Consider the following 18,843-nt stretch of genomic DNA (forward strand, 5'->3'; position numbering starts at 1 on the left):
TGACCTCATGGCGGATGAAGGCGAAGACAGGAACGAGAAGCGCAAGCAAAGCAAGCGCCTCGCCCAGGAGGGCGAGGCGCGCCGCAAGAACGGCCAGCACACGGACGCGATCCGGCTGTTCACCGAGGCGCTCGAGCTCGACGGCGAGTACGCGTGGGCCTACGCCCACCGGGGCGCCGCCCGTGCGGCGCTCGATGACTGGGAGCCCTGCTGCGCGGATTTCAAGAAGGCGGTGGAGCTGAAGCCCGACTATGGATGGGCGTACGCGCGCTGGGGGGAGGCCCATCGGACGCATGCGAGCCACAGGCTGGGCAGGACCGACACACCCCCGGACTGGCTCGAGCAGCACGCGATCATCGATCGCGGGATCGAGCTCCTCGAGCGAGCGGCCGAGCTGTCGCCGGGGAGCGCCTGGACCTTCGCCCACCGGGGCGCGGCGTACACGTACAAGTACTGGCTCGAGGTGATGCCCAGGCTGCTGCCGGCCCTGGAGCTGGACAACGGCCCCACGCCGGCGCCGGTGGCGCGGAGTTCCAGGGGCAGCCACGCCGCTGCGCGGGCGCTGCAGGACCTCGACAAGGCTCGCGCGCTGAATCCAAGGTACGCGTGGGTCTGCGCGTTCAAGGCGTGCGTCCTCGCCCTCATCGCGCGCGAGCAGCCCGACATGACGCCCGGGCTCCTCGAGGCGCGCGACTGCATGCTCGACGCGCTCGCGCTCGACGCCGACAAGCGGCTGCCGATCCACGCCGCCGCCGCAAAGCTCCTGAGCTGCGCCGGGACTTTCCGTGAGTCCATCGCCTCGGCGTTCCGCGCCACGGAGAAGAACCCTGCGGATGTCTTCTCGCGTTATTTCATCGCTGTCGGGCTCAAGCACCTGAATGACCCCCTCGCGCCGGTGGTCATCGACCACACCCGGAAGGTGCTCGAGTCCACAAGGAGCGAGATCGACACGATGCTTCGCGGCCTGGACGTGCTCGAAGGCCGGGAGGTCGGCAGGTCTATTGCGAGCATGCGAAACAACCTGTCGGTCGAGGCCATCGCGCTCGTCGCCTTCGATCCCACGTGGCGTGATCTCCGCACGAGGCCGCTCTCGCCGCGCGAACGTCGAGAGCCTTAATCCAGGAACGACTGAACCACAGGAGGATTCATGAATCGTCTCTTCGACCTGCTCACCGAGCTGAGCATCGACCCCTTCAAGCAGGCCGCGGCGGAGGCTGACTGGCAGGACGAGCTGCTCACCGATGAGGAGCGGACCGCGCTGGAGCAGCCGGGCTCGCCCGAGGTGCAGGTCGCGATCGCCGGCGGCGCGTGGACCCAATGCGCTCTGCTCGCCGATCCCGGCCCTGATCCGGAGTCCGAAGAGGACGAGGATCCCGACTCGACCGACCTCCGGGACCAGCGCCCGCACGCTTTCCAAGCAGACCGGCACCACGCGCCGCGGTGATCCGGCCGCCAGGGACGCGCCGACGACGCGCCCTGAGACGCCGGCGAGGCGCCCGCGTGACACCGACAGCGGTCGCGCCCGTACCGCGCGGACGATGCGGGTCGGGGGGGGGCGAGCCCGGCGCGGTCGCGCGCTGGGCAGCGGCGGGCGCTGGCCAGCGCGAGCGCGCTCACGGCGCCCGCGGGACCGACGCACGCTCGATTGATCCTGGAGCGACGCCACGTTAAGGGAAACATGGAGCCATGGGGTCCGGGGGAGCCGCGATAGATCGCCCGTGCGGCCGACGCGTGAACGCCGGCACAGGGCACAGCGCATGTCAACCGATGGATCTCTCGTCGTCGTGGGAATCCGCGTTCAGGAGGCCGCATCCTGGGGGACGTGCGCACCGGACGCGATGGAGCGCATCGGGTGCGATGGCGACGCCGCGCCCTGGGCGGTTCCAGCGCTTGTGAACTGAAAGGGAGCTCATGACAAACAACGAACGCACGAAGCTCATTGGCCTCGCCCAGCAAGGCGAGGTGCACCGCACGAACGGCGAATACAGCACGGCGATCCAGTGCTTCACCGACGCGCTCGCGATCGACGGCAAGTACGCTTGGGCCTACGCTCATCGGGGCGCCGCCCGCGCAGCCATCGACGACTGGGAGCGCTGCTGCGAGGATTTCGAGGCCGCGGTGAATCTGCAACCAGGATACGGTTGGGCCGTCGGGCACTGGGCAGAGGCCTTCAGGACCCACGCCATCTACAACATGTCCAGCCAGAGCTGGGACGAGCTGCACGGCCTCGTCGACCGATCGATCGAGCTCTTCGATACGGCGATCACGCTCTCGCCGGGGAGCGCCTGGACCTTCGCCCATCGCGGCGCAGCGTACACGTTCAGATACTGGCTCGACATGATGCCGAAGCTCGCGCCGAGGCTCGACCTGAGCGCCGCGCACGCGGCGCCGAACACGACGGGCTCCGGCAACATCACCGCGGAGCGGGCGAGAGAGAGCTTCGATAGGGCGTTCGAGCTCAACCGGCGCTATGCCTGGGCGCACGCCTTCAAGGCGATCCTCCTCGGCCTCGTCGCCACCGCGAACCAGGGGACGCCCAAGGATTTCGAAGAGGCGCGCAATACCTTGCTCCAGGCGCTCCTGTTCGACGTCAACCGGCGGCTCGTGCTCGATCGCCCGCTCGCGACGCTCCTGCACAGCGCCGGACACTTCGAGCAGTCTGTCGCCATCGGGACGTCCGGCCTCCAGAAGGATCCGGAGGATGTCGTCTCCCGCTACCTCGTCGCCGTCGGGCTCAAGTGGCTGGGCGACCCGCACGCGCCGGCGCTCATCCGGCAGACGCGAAGGGTGCTCGAATTTGCCAGGTCCGAGATCCAGGTGATGCTCCTCGGGCTCGATCTGCTCGACAAGCCCGGCAGCGACGGCACGGTGCTCGAGACGCTGTCGCGCGAGCGCCTGTCCGTCGAGGCCATCGGGCTCGTCGCCTTTGACCCGACGTGGAGCGCTGTCCGCTCCCTGTCCCCGCAGGCCGGCAGCAACACGGCAGGCCCCGCCAAGCCCACCAAGAAATGAGAGAGAGAGAAAGAGGAGGACTCATGGATCATGTTTTCAAGCTGCTCACCGAGCTGAGCGTCGACCCCTTCGAGCATGCCGCGTTCACGGCCGGCGGGCAGGACCTGGCGCTCACGGAAGAGGAGCGCGCGGCGCTCGCGCGATCGCGCTCGCCCGATGCGCAGGCGGAGATCGCGGGCGGGGCGTGGAGCCGGTGCGCCTGGATCGGTGACCCGGGCCCCGATCCCGACGAGGATCCCGACCCCCCGGGTCGAGAGGCGCAGGGGCCGCGGGCCGGCTCTCGCCTCCCCGACGGCGGTCGCGCAGGGATCTGAGCAGGACGAGGGTCGCCTGACCCGTCGTGGTGGAGAAGGACGATGGAAATCTGCGGCTGTGAGATCATCGAGCGGCTCCGGGAGGGTGCCCGCTCGACCGCCTACCGTGCGAGGCGGCGTTCGGACGGCCTCCCTCTGGTGCTCAAGGTCCTGAAGGAGCAGCACCCGTCGCAGGCGCAGATCGCGTCGCTCCGTCACGAGCACGCTATCCTGAGCGATCTCAAGGACGTGGACGGCGTCGTGCGCAGCCACGGCGTCGAGGAGGACGGCGGGCGATATGCCCTCTTGATCGAGGACTTCGGCGGCACCTCGCTCAAGGCCATGAACGCCGCCGGGACACTCTCGCTCGAGCGGACCCTCGCGCTGGCCATCGACGTGGTGTGTGTCCTGGAGGCGATCCACCAGCGCCGCGTCGTCCACCGCGATCTCAACCTCTCCAACATCGTGATGAACCCGGCCGACGGGCGGGTGAAGGTGATCGATTTCGGCCTCGCCTCCATGCTCCCGCAGGAGTCGACCTCGTTCACGAGCCCCGGCGGCCTCAAAGGCACGCTGGCGTACATGTCCCCGGAGCAGACCGGCCGGATGAACCGGTCCGTCGACTACCGGACAGACTACTACTCGCTCGGGGTGAGCCTTTACGAGTTGCTCACCGGGCGTCTCCCCTTCACGGCGGACGACGTGCTCGAGCTGGTGCACGCGCACATCGCGCGGCAGCCTCCCTCGCCGCGGGCGTCGAACCCGGCGATCCCCGAGGTCCTCGCGCAGATCGTGCTCAAGCTGATGGCGAAGAGCGCCGACGATCGCTACCAGTCTGCGCGCGGCATCCGCGCCGACCTCGCGGGCTGCCTCGAGAAGCTCCGCCAGCACGGCGCCGTCGCTCCGTTCCCGCTCGGGCGACACGACCGCTCCGAGCGGTTCCAGCTGCCGCGGAAGCTGTACGGCCGTGACGCCGAGGTCCAGGCGCTCATGGCAGCGTTCGAGCGGGTCGATCAGGGCGCGGTGCTCATGCTCGTGTCCGGCTACTCCGGCGTCGGAAAATCAGCGCTCATCCACGAGGTGTATCGCCCGCTCACCGCGCGGCGCGGCGCCTTCATCGCGGGCAAGTTCGACCAGTACCGCGACGACGCCCCGCACGCCGCGCTGGCGCAGGCCCTCCACGCGCTGGTCGAGCAGGTCCTCACCGAGAGCGAGGATCGCCTCGCGGCGTTCCGCGCGCGGGTGCGCGAGGCGCTGGGAACAGGAGCGCGGGTCCTCATCGACGCGTGCCCGAGCCTCGAGCTCGTGCTCGGGCCGCAGTCCGACGTGCCGGTTCTGCCGCCCACCGAGGCGCGCCAGCGCTTCAACCAGGCCGTGCGCGATCTGGTCGCGGCCATCGCCACGCCGGAGCACCCGCTCTGCATCTTCTTCGACGATCTCCAGTGGGCCAACCTCGACGCCTTGAAGCTGCTGGAGGAGCTGTTCAACGCCGCGCAGGATCTGCCGCTCTTTTTGATCGGCTCCTACCGGGACAACGAGGTCACCGACGTCCATCCCCTCTCGCTGACGGTCCGGGAGATCGCGGCGCGCGGCGCGCGCGTCGAGCGGCTCTCGCTCGCGCCGCTCGGGCTCGACCACATGAAAGAGATGGTCGGCGACGCACTCGGCATCTCCACCGAGGAAGCCGCCCCGCTCGCCGATCTCCTGCTCTCGCGCACCGCGGGCAATCCGTTCTTCGTGCGCGCATTCCTGACCTCGCTGTACGCCGACGGGCTGATCGAGCGCAGCGCCGACGGCTTCCGGTTGGACCTGGATCGCATCCGGCAGCGCGGGATCACCGACAACGTCGTCGAGCTGATGGTGGCCCGGGTGCAGAAGCTCTCGCCGGCTGCGCAGGACCTGCTCAAGGTGGCGGGCTGCCTCGGCGGCATGTTCGACCTCGGCACGCTCGCGATCGCGGCGGAGCGGCCGGTGGAGGAGGTTGGAGGCGACCTGTGGAGCGCGGCCACAGAGGGGCTCTTGATCCCGATGGATCAGGTCAGCTCCGCCGTGCAGATGGCGGCGGCGGGGCCCTCCCTCCGCTGTAGATTCGCGCACGATCGCATCCAGCAGGCCGTCGTCTCGATGCTGGACGAGGAGGCGCAGCCGCGCCTCCGCCGGGATGTCGGCAGGCGGCTGCTCGAGCGCTCGAGCGCGGAGGAGTCGGCCGGCCGGCTGTTCGACATCGTGGGGCTGCTCAACCAGGGGCGGGCGGCGATCGAGCAGCCCGAGGAGATCATCGATCTCGCTCGCCTCAACCTGCAGGCGGCGCGAAGGGCGCTCCAGGCCGGCGCGGGGCAGCAGGCGCAGGTCTACGGTCAGGCGGGCATCGCGCTCCTCGGCGCCGCCGAGGACTGGAGCGCGCACTACGAGCTCGCCCGCGACATCCACCTCGCCGCGGCAGAGGCCGCGTTCTCCCAGGGCGACTTCGACGCGACGCAGACCCTGTGCGAGGTCGTCCGGCCGAGGGTCACCAGCGCGCTCGATGAGGTGAAGCTCCTCGACCTGGAGGGGCACGCCCTCTACTCGCAGCAGCGGCTCGCCGACGCGATGCGGGTATACCTTGACGCGCTCGGGCGGCTCGACGTCGAGATGCCGGAGAACGCGGCTGCCGAGGACGTCGAGCGGGAGCTCGCCCTCACGGCGGAGGCCCTCGGCGACCGGCCGGTCGAGGAGCTCGCCGATCTGCCGGAGTGCAGCGATCCGGCGGACCGGGCGAGGATGGCCCTCCTCAACCACGTGATCAACATCGCCGTGATCACGGGGGCGAGGCTGCTCTCGATCGCGGTCGGCCGGCTCGTCCGGATGTCGCTGCGCTGCGGGGTCGCGCCACAATCCCCCTTCGGGTACGCCTACTACGGCTTCCTCCTCCTCTCCCGGGACGATCTCGATCAGGCCTACCGCTTCGGTCGGCTGGCGCTGCGGCTCGCAGATCGGTTGAGCGACAAGGGGTCTCGCGCGCACACCTATCTCTATAGCGGCTTCATGGTCATTCACGTGAAGACACCGCTCCACGAGCTCTCGCCGCTGTTCTCGGATGCCTATCGCTTCGCGCTCGAGGCCGGCACGCCGTTCCAGGCCGCCAACGCGGGGGTGACGGTCTGCATGACGCGGCTGCTCGCCGGCGTCGACCTCGGGACGCTCGCCGCCGACATGGAGCAGTACGCGCACGGGATCGCGAAGCTCCGCCAGACCATGGTCCTCGGCTGGATGCAGATCTACCAGCAGACCGTGCACAACCTGCGCGGCAAGACCGCCGACCAGGTCGTGCTCGCCGGCCCCGCGTACGTCGAGGCCGAGCGGGTCCCGCAGCAGCGCGCGGCCGGCGACATGGGGGCGATGTTCAACTACCATTTCTGCAAGACGCTGCTCTGCTACGTGTTCGGCGAGCACGAGCAGGCCGCGGCGACCGCAGAGGCCGCCGCTCCCTACGCCGCCATCGTCGAGAGGTCGACGTCGGCCGCCCCGTGGATGCTGCTCGAGTCGCTCGCCCACCTCGCGGTGTACGATCACGCGGACAGCGCCGCGCGCGAGCGGACCTTCGCGCTCATGGAGCGGAACATCGCCAAGCTCGAGAAGTGGCGCGAGCACTGCCCGGCCACCTACGAGCACAAGCTGCTCCTCATCCGGGCCGAGCGCGCGCGCGTGCTCGGCCAGGACGACGCGGCCCGCGACGCCTTCGAGCGCGGCGCGGAGCTCGCGGAGAAGAGCGGCTACCAGCACGAGGCCGCCATCGCCCACGAGGTCGCCGGGCGGTTCTACCTCGCGCGGGGCGACCAGAAGCTCGCGCGGCAGCACCTGCGCGACGCGCACGAGGCCTACCTGCGCTGGGGCGCGGTCGCCAAGGCCAAGGCGCTGGAGAAGCAGCACCCCGGGCTCGTGCCGCACGTCGCCTCGGGCATCCTCGCGGCGTCGAAGTTCTCGGAGACGGCCGGCCGCGAGCTCGATTTCAGCGTCCTCGACCTGATCAGCGTCCTCAACGCCTCGCAGGACCTCTCGCGCGAGATCGAGCTCGACCGCCTCCTCGCCCGGCTGATGCAGATCCTCCTGGAGACGAGCGGCGCCGAGGTCGGGTACCTGCTCCTCGAGCAGGGCGGCGAGTGGGCGGTGGAGGGCGAGAAGGCCGTCGATGAGGAAGCCAAGGTCCTCCGGTCGATCCCGATCGCCGATCTCGCGCCCCGGGGGCGCCGGGGTCTGCCCACCTCGATCGTCTATTACGTCGCCCGCACGCAGGAGAGCGTCGTGCTCGACGACGCCGCCGCGAACCCCCGCTTCGGGCGCGACCCGCACATCGCCGCGCACGGGGTCGGCTCGGTGCTCTGCTTCCCGCTCGGCCGCCCGGGAGGCCGGCGCGGCATCGTCTACCTCGAGAACAGCCTGGTCAAAGGTGCCTTCACCCCGGCCCGCATGCGCATCCTGCAGATGCTCTCGACGCAGGCGGTCATCTCGCTCGAGAACGCCGCGCTCTACAACACCCTGGAGCAGCGGGTCCAGGCGCGCACCCGGGAGCTGCAGGCGAAGAACGAGGAGCTCGCGGCCACCTTGAAGCGCCTGCGCGAGGCCCAGGACCGCATGATCGTGCAAGACCGGCTCGCCTCGCTCGGCTCGCTCACGGCCGGCATCGCCCACGAGCTCCGGAATCCGCTCAACTTCGTCAACAACTTCGCCGAGCTCTCGGCCCGCCTCATCGACGACATCGGCGGTGACATATCGACCCTCGCGCGGGGGCTCGACGACGACCGCGAAGAGTACCTCACCGACGCGCTCGGCGACCTGACGAGCAACGTGAAGAAGATCGGCGAGCACGGGCGCCGCATGGAGGGCATCATCCGCTCGATGCTCGACCACTCGCGGGGAGAGCGCGGGGAGCCCCAGGAGGTCGACTTCAACACGCTCGTGGCGACCTACGTCAGCATCGGTTATCACGGCGCCCGCGCGCGCGCCTCGTCGGCCGAGATCGCGATAGACCTGGATCTCTCCCCTTCCATCGGCCTGGTGAGCCTCGTCCCGCAGGAGATCAGCCGCGTGGTGATCAACCTCGTCGACAACGCTTGCTACGCCGTGCGCAGGAGAGGCGCGGCGCCCGGACAGGGGCCCTCACCGCGTATCCGGGTCATGACACGCGATCTCGGAGGGCATGTCGAGCTCCGTGTCCATGACAACGGCGTGGGCATCCCGGCGGGGATCCGTGACAAGATCATGAACCCCTTCTTCACGACGAAGCCGCCGGGCGAGGGCACGGGGCTCGGGCTCTCGATCTGTCATAACATCGTCGTCGAGGGCAACGGGGGCTCGCTGACCTTTGAGACGGAAGAAGGGGAGTTCACCGAGTTCATCGTGACGCTCCCGAAGCGCGTGCGAGGCCCGGAGCTCGGGGCCGCGTAGGCGCCTCGGTCGAGCCAGCCGCCCGGAGCCCACAGGGACGCTCCCGCGCGCTGATTGTTGCGGTGTATTGAGGATGATGGATGTCGAGCAGAGCGCGCGCGCGAGAGCGAGCACGAGCGCACGCTGCTCCGTTGACTCCCGTATTCCACCGCTGTAACATTGGGCCGCCATGGCAGAACCTACCATCGCCGGGAAGTACGTGCTGATACGGCATATCGGCGGTGGCGGTATGGGGCAGATCTGGGAGTCGCAGGATCTGCGCCTTCAGCGGCGTGTCGCGCTCAAGCTGATGAGCGCCGAGCAGGTGGAGTCGCCGGAGTCCTGCGCCCGTTTCGATCGCGAGGCCAAGTCGATTGCGCAGCTCCGCAATCAGCACGTCGTGCACATCTACGATTACGGGATCGACCGCGGGCTCGACGAGGAGCGGCCCTACATCGCGATGGAGCTGCTCGAGGGCGAGGATCTCCAGCGCCGCCTCGATCGCGTGAGGCGGCTCCCGCTCCCGGCGGTCGCGTCGATCGTGACGCAGGCGGCGCGGGGCCTCGCGGCCGCGCACGCCGCGGGCATCGTGCACCGCGACCTGAAGCCCGGGAACGTGTTCCTCGCTCGGACCGAGGCCGAGGAGGTCGTGAAGCTCCTCGACTTCGGCGTCGTCACCATGCTGTCGAAGAGCGACGATCTGCGCCTCACCGGCGGCGGCGGACTCATCGGCACGCCGACGTACATGAGCCCAGAGCAGATGCGCGGCTCCGTCGTCGACCACCGGAGCGACCTCTGGTCGCTGGGCGTCCTCGCCTACTGCGCGCTCACCGGCGAGCTGCCGTTCGCCGCGAAGACGCTCGGCGGGCTGGTCGTGGGCATCTGCACGGAGCCTTTCCCTCACGCGTCGAGCCTCGTCCCCGGGCTGTCGCCCGAGCTCGATCGTTTCTTCGAGCGCGCGCTGGCCAAGGACCCGACACTGCGCTTCCGGTCGGCGCGCGAGATGGCTGCCGCGTTCGCCGCGCTGGCCGCCGGGAACGAGCGGCGCCCGGCCAAGATCCTGATCGCCGACGACGAGCCCGACGTCTCCGCCCTGATCAAGCAGTGCTTTCGCCGCCAGATCCGCGAAGGCATCTACAACTTCGTCTTCGCCGCGGACGGCGAGAGCGCCCTCGCCGAGCTCCGCAATCACCCCGATATCGATGTTGTCCTCACCGACATCAACATGCCCCGCATGGATGGCCTCACGCTGCTGCCCCACATCAGCGACGTGACCCCGCACGCCCGGGCGGTGGTCGTTTCCGCCTATGGCGACATGCAGAACATCCGTACGGCGATGAACCGGGGTGCGTTCGACTTCCTGGTGAAGCCCATCGATTTCAAGGATCTCGAGCTCACGATCGAGAAGACGCTGAAGCAGGTGCGCGAGCTGCGCGACAACAGCCGCTCCAGCCAGGAGAACGACCTCCTGCGCACGTTCGCGAGCCCGCTCGCCCTCGAGCGGCTCCGCTGCCCCGACGGCTTCGGGGGGTGCGAGGCGACGGAGGGCACCGTCGCCTTCCTCGATCTGGCCGGCTTCCACGACGCGGCCCGGGGCAAGCGCTCTGACGAGACGGTGCGGATGCTGAACGCGAACCTCGATGTCATCGCGCTCGAGCTCTCGATGCGCGGCGGGATGATCGACAGGTTCCTCGGCGACTGCGTCGTGGCCGTCTTCCGCGGCACGGGCCACGTCGCGAGCGCGCTGGACGCCTGCCTGGCCGTGCGCGCGCAGCTCGAGACGCTGGCGCGCCGCGCCGGGGAGACATCGGCCTTCGTCCCCGGCATCTCCATCGGCGTGGCGACAGGCGAGCTCATCATCGCCGAGGTCGGATCGAGGTCCTGCCGCCGGCTCGACTGCACGGTGCTCGGCGAGGTCGTGAGCGTCGCCGCCCAGCTGGAGGCCGCGGCCGAGCGGAACGAGATCCTCGTGAGCGGAGACGTCCACACCAAGGCCGCCGGCTTCCAGTGCGCGCCGCACGGGCAGCGCACCTTCGTGGGCGCCAAGGGGCCCGTGCAGGTCTTCGAGGTCCTCGGCCGTGCGCCCGCGGCGCAGGAGGCCGTCGCGGGCGCTCAGGGCGATGTCGCCACGCTCGAGGTTCGCTCCAGCCGGGCGACGTCGCCCTCCTGAGCGCGGGGCCCGAGGACCCGCTGGACCACCGGCTCGTGCAGCGCGAGCAGCCGCGAGGGCGCGATGCCCAGGGCCACGGTCAGCACCAGCAGCGAGAGCAGGGCCGCTCGCTCGCGGAACAGGAGCGCCTCCATCTTGCCGGCGCTCCGCGCGCCGGGCGGGATCGGCCCCAGGAAGGTGCGCTGGAACGCGCGGAACATCGTGATCCCGTTGAGCGCCGTCGCCCCCAGCATCAGGATCGACAGCACGGGGTGGACGTGCAGGATCCCGTGCAGGAGCAGGTCCTCGCTCACGAACGAGAGCGCCCCCGGGAAGCCGATCGCCGCGCACACGAGCAGGAAGAAGAAGGCCGCCATGCGCGGCGTCCTCGCCACGAGCCCGCCGAGCTCCCGCATGTCCGCCGTCCCCGTGCGCGCCTCGAGCGCCCAGACGACCATGGCGACCCCCGTGATCGCGATCGACGAGGCGAAGCTCTGGAGCAGCGCGCCGCTCAGGCTCTGGGCGTTCATCGAGGCGACCCCCAGGAGCACGAGCCCCTTCTGGCTCGCCACGAGGTAGCCGATCATCCGGCGTAGGTCCGTCTGCGTGAGCGCGAGGATCGAGCCGTGCAGGGCGCTGAAGAGCCCCAGGGCCGCGAGGATCGGCATCTGCTCCGCGCACGCCGCGGGCAGGAGCGGCACCGCCACGTGCACGAGCACGCAGACGCCCACCTGCATCTCGGCGAGCAGCACGGTCACCCCGAGCGGCCCCCGCTCGAGCAGCACGGGCAGCCAGCCGTGGAACGGCACGGCGGCCATGCGCATCAGCACGGCGATGCCGACGAGCGCGAAGAGCGGCGACTGCCACGCCTCGGGCACGCCGACGCGGGCGAGCTCCTCGACGTCGAACGGCAGCGCCGCGCCGCGCCGCGCGCCGAGCCAGGCCATGACGCCGATCGCGAGGACGAGCGGCGCCGTGCCGCCGACCAGGAAGATGCGGTAGGTGCGCCGGAGGAGCTGGTCGCCCGGGCTCTTCCGGGCGATCAGGCGCTGGCCCGGCAGGAGCGCCGCGGTCCACGCGACGGCGAGGACCGCGAGGTCGGCGGCGCAGTAGACGCCGAGGATGGCGCTGCACGTCGCGAGCAGCGCCGCGACCGTGCCGCGATCGAGCGCCGTGCGCGGCCCCGCGCCGATCAGGGCGACGAGCATGAAGCCGAGCAGCGGGAGCAGGGCGACGCTGTAGCCGTCGAGGCCGAGGCCGAGGCGCAGGCGCACGCCGAGCAGCGGCACCGCGGGGCCGATCGCGTCGGCGGCGACGCCGGCGCCGCCGAGCAACGCGAGCGGCGCGAGCGAGAGCAGCGCGGTCAGGGCCGCGCCCGCGAGCGCCACGCGGCGCGCGGCCTCGTCGCTCCGCGACCGGGCGGCGATCAGCGCGGCGAGCGCCGGCGTGAGGATGATGGCCGAGAGGAGCAGGAAAAGCGTCACGATCGCACCCTCTTCGTGTCGGGCGGGGGGAGGTTCGAGACCCTCGGCGCGGCGCGCTCGTCGCCGGCGCCGGCGCGCTCGGGCAGGCCGCTCAGCGCCGACACCCAGCGGCGCTCGAAGCGGTCGACGAGCTGCCCGAGGCGCATGAGCGGCGCCGCGACGAGCCGCTGCTGCAGCGCCTCCAGGTGGAAGCGCTCGAGGGCGAGCCAGTACGCGCGCCGCACGAGCCGCGCCGGCAGCACGCGGGCGGCGATCCCGAGGGGCGGCAGCGGGGCGCCGGCGTGCGCGGCCCGGATCTCCTGCGCGTCGCGGAGCGCCGAGGGGGCGCGCAGCATCTGCAGGCACCGGAGGCACGCGTGCGCGCAGAGGTGCACGAGCGCGAGCCAGTAGTACCCGAGCCCGATCTCGACGAACATGATGCCGACCTGCGACATCGTCGCGTGCGCGAGCGCGCTCTTCACGTCCGCCTGCGCCCGGCCCACCATCGTCCCGTAGACGGCCGTGAGCGCCCCGACGCAGGCCACCACCGCGCTCGCGACGGGCGCGCGCTCGAGCAGCGGGGCCGCGCGCAGCATCAGGTAAACGCCCGCGTGGATCGAGATCGCGCCGTAGAAGAGCGCGCTCGAGGGCGTCGGCCCCTCCATCGCCCGGGGCAGCCAGCTGCCCACGGGGAACTGCGCGCTCTTGCCCATCGAGGCGAGGAACAGGCACAGCGCGATCGCCGTCGCGCCGGACGAGCCGAGCGCGGCGGCGTGCCCGGGCCAGGCGGAGCCGCCGAACGCCTGGCTGAAGTGGGCGGACCCGGCGAGCTCGTGCATCAGCACCGCGCCGACGAGCAGCCCCACGTCGCAGAGCCGGTAGGTGACGTAGACCCGCAGCGCGGCCCGCGCCGGCGCCGCGCGCTCGTGGAAGAAGGCCACGAGGAGCACGCTCGTCGCGCCGACGAGCTCCCAGCCGGCGAAGAGCAGGTCGATGCTCCCCGCGGACACGAGCGCCAGCATGCCGGTCGAGAACAGCGCGAGGAGCAGGAAGAACCGCGCGAACCCCGCCTCGCGGTGCAGGTACGCGACCGAGAACCTGCCGGCCATGATCGCGATGAGCGACACGAGCACCATCATCGTCGACGACAGCCGATCGACGAGCAGGACCACGTCGAACTCGTAGCCCGAGACCTCGAACCAGGGGCCGAGATCCACCGGGATGAAGGCGTAGGGCGCCACCACGGAGGAGGCCCAGACGACGGCCGAGGCGACGAGCGAGAGCGAGAGCGACGACAGCACGACGCCGGAGACGACGCGCTCGCTCGGCGTCCGCAAGAGGAGCAGGTAGGCCCCGAGCGCGGCGAACGCGACGGCCGGCGAGAGCACGGCGAGCGCGGCGAGCTTGCCGAGCAGGACGTCAGGCAGCATGGGTGACCTCGGGCGACCGCGTGGACGCGGCGCGGATGATGGCGGGCGGGACGAAGCCGGACTTGCCCGCGTACCAGTCGGCGGAGCGCTGGACGGCGGGCAGCGGCTCGTCCGGGGGCGTGAACGGGGCGAAGCCGCCCCGGGCGAGGTGCGCGATCTCGCCCGTCGCCGGATCCACGCACGCGAACTGGATCCAGCCGTTGAAGACGAGCTCGCGGATCGACGGCTGCCGCGCGCAGATCGCCGCGGCGGTCTCCGTGCTCGCCTCCACGACGACGAGCAGGCGCACCGGCTCGTGGATCTCGATCATCTGCTTCGGCAGGCCGGTGCGCAGGTCGCTCAGCGAGCCGTCCATGACGCCGAGCAGCGAGACGAGGTTGTGCGGCAGCTTCGTCCCGGCGCCGTAGCGGAGGTTGTCGACGCGGGAGAAGTAGTACTCGAGGTTGATCCCCGCCCCGACCGGGCCGACGGCGAGGAGGATGCGCTCGAGGATCGCGCCCGCGGGGTCCTGGGTCGGGTCGTACGAGACGAGGAAGGCCCGGCGGTCGAGGAACAGCCCGCGCGTGAGCTCGCGGCGGCCGACGACGCAGACGGCGTTGGTGACGTGGCCGAGCTCGGGCCGCGCCTGGCTGATGTCCGCCGCGCGCGCCTCGACGTGCGCGAGCGCCTGGCCTTCGTCGCGGCCCTTCGGGGCCGACGCGAAGCGGCGGCAGCGCTCGTGCGCGTGCCGCCTGCGCGCCTCGACCAGGGCTGACGAGAGCGCCGCGAGCTCGCCGCGGTGCGACGCCGGCACGAGGTGCTCGTCATAGAAGACGATCTCCTCGGTCGTCGTGTTGTTCATCCCGCCGAGGAAGAAGGTCCCTTCCGGGATGTCGATGCCGCGGCCGCGGAGCAGCGCGCGCACCTCCGGATCGTTGGCCATGGCGGCGAACAGCCGCGCGTTCGGCCCGCCGTGCCGGCCGCCGCACGCGCCGCAGTCGTACGCCGACTGGTGCGGGTTGTTGGTGCTGGTCGAGCCGTGCCCGAGCACCGCCACGAGCGGGGCGAACCGCCGGGTGAGGCCCATGTTCTCGAGCGTCGTCGCCACCCTGGCCGCCCGCTCCGCGGCCGTGAAGGGGCGCCCTCCGCCGCCGGCCGGGGCGCCCTCCTCCGCGTGCGGGCTGTGGAGGTGGGTCGGCACGGCCGGCAAGAGGCGGCGCTCGAGCGCGCGGCGCAGCCGCGCGGACGCCCGCGGGAAGAGGACGCGCCCGACGAGCGGGATGGTCGCGAGCAGGCCGAGGGTCGGCGTGAGCAGCAGGCCGCGCGACAGGCTCCGGGTCCCGTGCCCGATCGCGTGGAGGACACGCGCCCAGCGCTTGCGGCGCGCCTGGCGGAGCAGCCAGGCCTCCTCCTCGTGCGCCCGCTCGACGATCTCGTGCGCCGGCTCGACGCCGACGGGGCAGAGGCTCACGTGGTCGGCGTCGTCGAGCCCGCGGTACCGGATCGGCACGCCGAAGAACCCGGCGACCCCGAAGGTCTCGTGCCGCGGCGAGAGCTCCTCGAAGTGCCGCCGGAGCCCCTCGCAGCGGTCGTCGATGCAGAACGCGAGCTGGAAGCGGGGATCCTGGGCGGCGCGCTCGTCCGCCGGGCGGCGCAGGTTCGCGGCGACGGCGTGCAGCACCTCGACCCGGTGGCCGTGCTCGTAGGCCTCGTGCAGCACCCGCCGGCGGGTCACCTCATCGAACGCCTCGAGCGCCTCGAGCGCGGCGACGCGGTCCGCCACCTCGAGCGGCTCGACCTCGGCGACCGAGAGCCCGGCGAGCTGCGCGAGCTGGTACAGCCGGAAAGGCCGCTCGTGATCGGGCGAGCGCCGCGGCGCCTCGGCGGGCCTCGCGGCGCGCCGGGCGTGCTCGGCGAGCCCGGACAGGGGCCCCTCGAACCCGAGCTTCCGGCGCGCGACGTCGCGCAGCGCATACCGGGAGAGCGTCAGGCGCACGGCGAGGTACTCGAGCAGCGACGCGGGCGGCGCGCCCGGCGGCCTGTCGCTCGGGGTGTGCTCGAGGCGGTGGACCATGCCGGCCCAGCCAGGCAGCTCGAGCAGCGCGCGCGTCACGTACCGCTCCCACCGGTCCTCCGCGACCCCGAGCTCCCTCAGGGCGCCGGCGACGACCGCCGCCGGGCGCGCCCCGCGCGCCTCCAGCCGGCGCAGCTCCTCGGCGAGCCCGGCGAAGGGCGCGTCGGCCGGGCTGGACCCCTCCAGCACGAGGCTCGAGAAAGCGCGCCAGAGCCCGCGCCCGCGATCCGGCATCGCCCAGTGGGAGACGCCCTCGTCGAGGTACGCGCTGAGGAGCCGGATCAGGAGCGGGTTGATGAGCTCGGCCGGGTCCTCGCCGGTGAGCGCGAGCAGCAGATCGCGGTGCGTCCGCTCGGCGCCCGCGCGACCGGCGGGCGGCGTCTCCTTCGGCCTCGCGGGCGGCAGCGGCGCGCTGCGGCACGCGTCCCACAGGGCGAGCGCGGCGCGGGGCTCCGGGTCGAGGCTGCCCAGCTCGCGGAGGCGCTCGGCGGCGTCCGCCGAGGCGCCCGCGAGCCGGCGGCCCGCGAGCCAGCGCTCGGTGCTGTCGATGATGCGGCGCCGCTGCTCCGCGGGCAGGTCGGGCCGCAGCCTGCGCGTCTCCCCCACCTCGGCGATGCGCCACTGGAGCCCCGCCTCGGTCACGGCGTCGATGGGGAAGCGCAGCGCGAGGCGCTCGATCTCGAGCCGCGACAGCGGCCCCTGGCGCTCGTGGGGGCGCGCGCCCGGGTCGCCGGCGCGCTCGGCGAGCGCCGCCTCGATGTCCTCGTCGCGGATCCGGCCCGAGGCGATCTGCGCGCGGTACTCCGCCTCGGAGAGGTACGGCTCCGCCTCGAAGACGGCGCTCGCCTCGTCGAGCGCCTCGTGAAACGAGAGGTGCTGGAACGCGTGCAGGGTGTTGTGGTGGACGAACACGCCGATGGGCCCCTGCGCTGGCAGGAGGTGACCGGCGTGCTGGACGATGTCGCGCAGGCGCTCTTCCACAGTCTCGCCAGTCTCGCCCGCGCCGTGATTCGAACCTGGCACGCTGCTCATGGTTGCTCGCAGAGTAGAGAGGATGGTTCGCGAGCCCAAGGCGCGCGTCGAGGATTCGACGCGCGCGCGGGCTGACTCAGCGGTTGGCGAGGGGCGCCAGGACGATCTTCTTCCGTGCGGAGAGCGGGTGCGACGACATCGGACCGTGGTTGTCGAGCCCGGCGACCGTCAACGTCCGTCCCTCCCGCTCCAGGATGCCCTTGAGATCGTGCAGGTTCGCCATGACCGTATGGTCGACGAGGAGGGCGTCGGCGAAATCGATCTCGATCGTGCGAGTCTTCACATAATGCGCGATTCTCCCTTTGAGGGAGAGGTAGTTGCTGAACACTGCCGCGTGCTTGACGCGCAGCACGAGCCGCTCGCCCTCGACGCGCTCCTCGATATCCGGGCGGAAGAGCCCGCGGATCGGCGCGCCGTGGAGCAGGTGAATCACCATCTCCACCGCGATGCCGGCCGCGACCCCCACGAGCAGGTCGGTCGCGATGGTGACGAGGGTCGTGGCGACGAAGACCACGAGCTGCTCCTTGCCGATCCGGAACGTCTTCACGAACTCCTTCGGCGACGCGAGGCGGGTCCCCGTGAAGGTGAGCATCGCGGCGAGCGCGGCGAGGGGGATCCGGTGGATGAGCCCCGGCGCGAAGGCGACGAAGAGCAGGAGGAAGGTCCCGTGGAAGAAGTTCGACAGCCGGCTCTTCGCGCCGTAACCGATGTTGGCGGAGCTGCGGACGATCTCCGAGATCATGGGCAGGCCGCCGAGCAGGCCCGCGATCAGGTTGCCCACGCCGGTGGCGAGCAGGTCCTTGTCGAGGTCCGAGCGGCGCTTCGCCGGGTCCAGCGAGTCCACGGCCTTGGTCGACAACAGCGACTCGATGCTCCCGACCAGGGAGAACATCACGATGTACTTGATGGACGCGGCCGAGGCGACGTGGCTGAAGTCCGGGAAGGCGATCGCCTGCGCGAGGTTGCCCGGCAGGTTCACGAGGAACTTCGGGCCGATCGGGTACGTCGCGTGCGTCATCGACAGGCTGTACGTGTGCTCGTGCTCGAGGTCGAAGACATAAGCGAGCGGCATCGAGGCCGCGAGCACGAGCAGCGGCGCCGGGATCTTCTGCGCCCAGCGCGACCCCTTCGCGACCACCGGGTACCCGAACAGGATGACGAGCGACAGGACGCCGATCACGGCGATCTCGGGGTTCATCCGCAGGATGCTCTGCGGGATCTCGAGGAGCAGGTGGAGCGGCTCCTTGGCCGCCGGGGTGACGCCGAGGAGAATGTGGATCTGCTTCGAGCAGATGATGATGCCGATCGCGGCGAGCATCCCGTGCACCACCGCGGAGGGGAAGAAGTCGCCGAGGGTGCCGGCGCGCACGAGCGCGAAGGCGATCTGCGTCACCGCGGCCACGACGATGCAGGCGAGCGCGCGGCGGTACCCTGTCGCGTTGTCCCCGCCGCCGAGCTCCTGGACGGCGCCGAGCGCGATGACGATGAGCCCCGCGGCGGGGCCCTTGATCGTGAGCGGCGCGCTCCCCAGCCACGTGGCGATCATGCCGCCCACGACCGCGGTGAGCACGCCGGCGATGGGGGGGAACCCGCTCGCCATGGCGATGCCGAGGCAGAGCGGGAGCGCGATCAGGAAGACGAGGAACCCCGAGACGAGGTCGTCTTTCCACGTGGACGGCGCCGGCGTCGCTGCCGGCTGGCCCGAGATTTTCGGCTTGGACATGGTGATGGGGATCCTCGCGTGGGCGGGCGCGCTGTGGGCCCGCTGCTCCGTCAAGACGCGAGGGAGACGGGACGACTCCTTTGTAGGTTCCCGGACCTGATGAAGAATTTCTGCCATCGAGCGGGAACCTCCGCGCGCAGTGATTCCGTCCTGTTTCAGGTAGGCGCGGCTCGGCCCCCGAGGCGGCGGTCCTCGGGGCTCCGGGCGGTACGGAGCGCCGCGCGCGCGGTCGGCTCGAGCGAGCGCGCCTGCGCGGCGGCTACGTGCGCCTTTCGGCGCTATGGC

General features: G+C 71.3%; 10 protein-coding genes. 6 read left to right on the forward strand and 4 right to left on the reverse strand.

What is annotated here, in order from left to right; translation table 11 throughout:
• The first annotated feature begins 7 nt into the window (after positions 1-7).
• The 6 genes from WME85_RS26235 to WME85_RS26260 all read left to right on the forward strand — a co-directional run bounded on the left by WME85_RS26235 (position 8) and on the right by WME85_RS26260 (position 10,878).
• Positions 8-1,117, forward strand: a complete 1,110-nt coding sequence (locus tag WME85_RS26235; RefSeq protein WP_437842119.1) for a tetratricopeptide repeat protein — start codon at positions 8-10, stop codon at positions 1,115-1,117.
• Positions 1,118-1,147: 30 nt separating this feature from the next.
• On the forward strand, positions 1,148-1,444 hold the full coding sequence (locus WME85_RS26240; RefSeq protein ID WP_437842120.1) for a hypothetical protein: 297 nt from the start codon (positions 1,148-1,150) through the stop codon (positions 1,442-1,444).
• 467 nt (positions 1,445-1,911) lie between these two features.
• A complete protein-coding gene (locus tag WME85_RS26245; protein ID WP_437842122.1) occupies positions 1,912-3,012 on the forward strand; it encodes a tetratricopeptide repeat protein in 1,101 nt (366 codons plus the stop codon).
• Between the two features lie 23 nt (positions 3,013-3,035).
• On the forward strand, positions 3,036-3,326 hold the full coding sequence (locus tag WME85_RS26250; RefSeq protein ID WP_437842124.1) for a hypothetical protein: 291 nt from the start codon (positions 3,036-3,038) through the stop codon (positions 3,324-3,326).
• A gap of 42 nt (positions 3,327-3,368) precedes the next feature.
• Positions 3,369-8,729 carry a trifunctional serine/threonine-protein kinase/ATP-binding protein/sensor histidine kinase gene (locus WME85_RS26255; RefSeq protein WP_437842125.1) on the forward strand — a complete coding sequence of 1,787 codons (5,361 nt, stop codon included), beginning with the start codon at positions 3,369-3,371 and terminating at the stop codon, positions 8,727-8,729.
• A gap of 169 nt (positions 8,730-8,898) precedes the next feature.
• The gene (locus WME85_RS26260) at positions 8,899-10,878 is read left to right on the forward strand and encodes a protein kinase domain-containing protein (RefSeq protein ID WP_437842127.1); all 1,980 of its coding nucleotides are present in this window, start codon (positions 8,899-8,901) and stop codon (positions 10,876-10,878) included.
• On the opposite strand, the gene WME85_RS26265 is transcribed toward WME85_RS26260, so the two are convergent.
• The 4 genes from WME85_RS26265 to WME85_RS26280 all read right to left on the reverse strand — a co-directional run bounded on the left by WME85_RS26265 (position 10,821) and on the right by WME85_RS26280 (position 18,558).
• Complete coding sequence (locus WME85_RS26265; protein WP_437842129.1) at positions 10,821-12,341, reverse strand: complex I subunit 4 family protein; 1,521 nt, start codon at positions 12,339-12,341, stop codon at positions 10,821-10,823. The two genes, WME85_RS26260 and WME85_RS26265, sit on opposite strands and share 58 nt — an antisense overlap.
• Complete coding sequence (locus tag WME85_RS26270; protein WP_437842130.1) at positions 12,338-13,750, reverse strand: proton-conducting transporter transmembrane domain-containing protein; 1,413 nt, start codon at positions 13,748-13,750, stop codon at positions 12,338-12,340. The genes WME85_RS26265 and WME85_RS26270 overlap by 4 nt, the downstream gene beginning before the upstream one ends.
• On the reverse strand, positions 13,740-16,784 hold the full coding sequence (locus WME85_RS26275) for a YbcC family protein (protein ID WP_437842131.1): 3,045 nt from the start codon (positions 16,782-16,784) through the stop codon (positions 13,740-13,742). The genes WME85_RS26270 and WME85_RS26275 overlap by 11 nt, the downstream gene beginning before the upstream one ends.
• A 127-nt stretch (positions 16,785-16,911) precedes the next feature.
• Entirely contained in the window at positions 16,912-18,558 is a 1,647-nt protein-coding gene (locus tag WME85_RS26280) for a SulP family inorganic anion transporter (protein ID WP_437842133.1), read from the reverse strand.
• Positions 18,559-18,843 lie beyond the last annotated feature (285 nt).

This window comes from Sorangium sp. So ce1153 (assembly GCF_051521595.1).
Taxonomy (GTDB): domain Bacteria; phylum Myxococcota_A; class Polyangia; order Polyangiales; family Polyangiaceae; genus Sorangium.

Coding starts and splice junctions, on each gene's coding strand:
- WME85_RS26255 (WP_437842125.1), top strand. CDS start 3,369: ATGGAAATCTGCGGCTGTGAGATCATCGAGCGGCTCCGGGAGGGTGCC.
- WME85_RS26260 (WP_437842127.1), top strand. CDS start 8,899: ATGGCAGAACCTACCATCGCCGGGAAGTACGTGCTGATACGGCATATC.
- WME85_RS26245 (WP_437842122.1), top strand. CDS start 1,912: ATGACAAACAACGAACGCACGAAGCTCATTGGCCTCGCCCAGCAAGGC.
- WME85_RS26240 (WP_437842120.1), top strand. CDS start 1,148: ATGAATCGTCTCTTCGACCTGCTCACCGAGCTGAGCATCGACCCCTTC.
- WME85_RS26235 (WP_437842119.1), top strand. CDS start 8: ATGGCGGATGAAGGCGAAGACAGGAACGAGAAGCGCAAGCAAAGCAAG.
- WME85_RS26250 (WP_437842124.1), top strand. CDS start 3,036: ATGGATCATGTTTTCAAGCTGCTCACCGAGCTGAGCGTCGACCCCTTC.
- WME85_RS26270 (WP_437842130.1), bottom strand. CDS start 13,750: ATGCTGCCTGACGTCCTGCTCGGCAAGCTCGCCGCGCTCGCCGTGCTC.
- WME85_RS26280 (WP_437842133.1), bottom strand. CDS start 18,558: ATGTCCAAGCCGAAAATCTCGGGCCAGCCGGCAGCGACGCCGGCGCCG.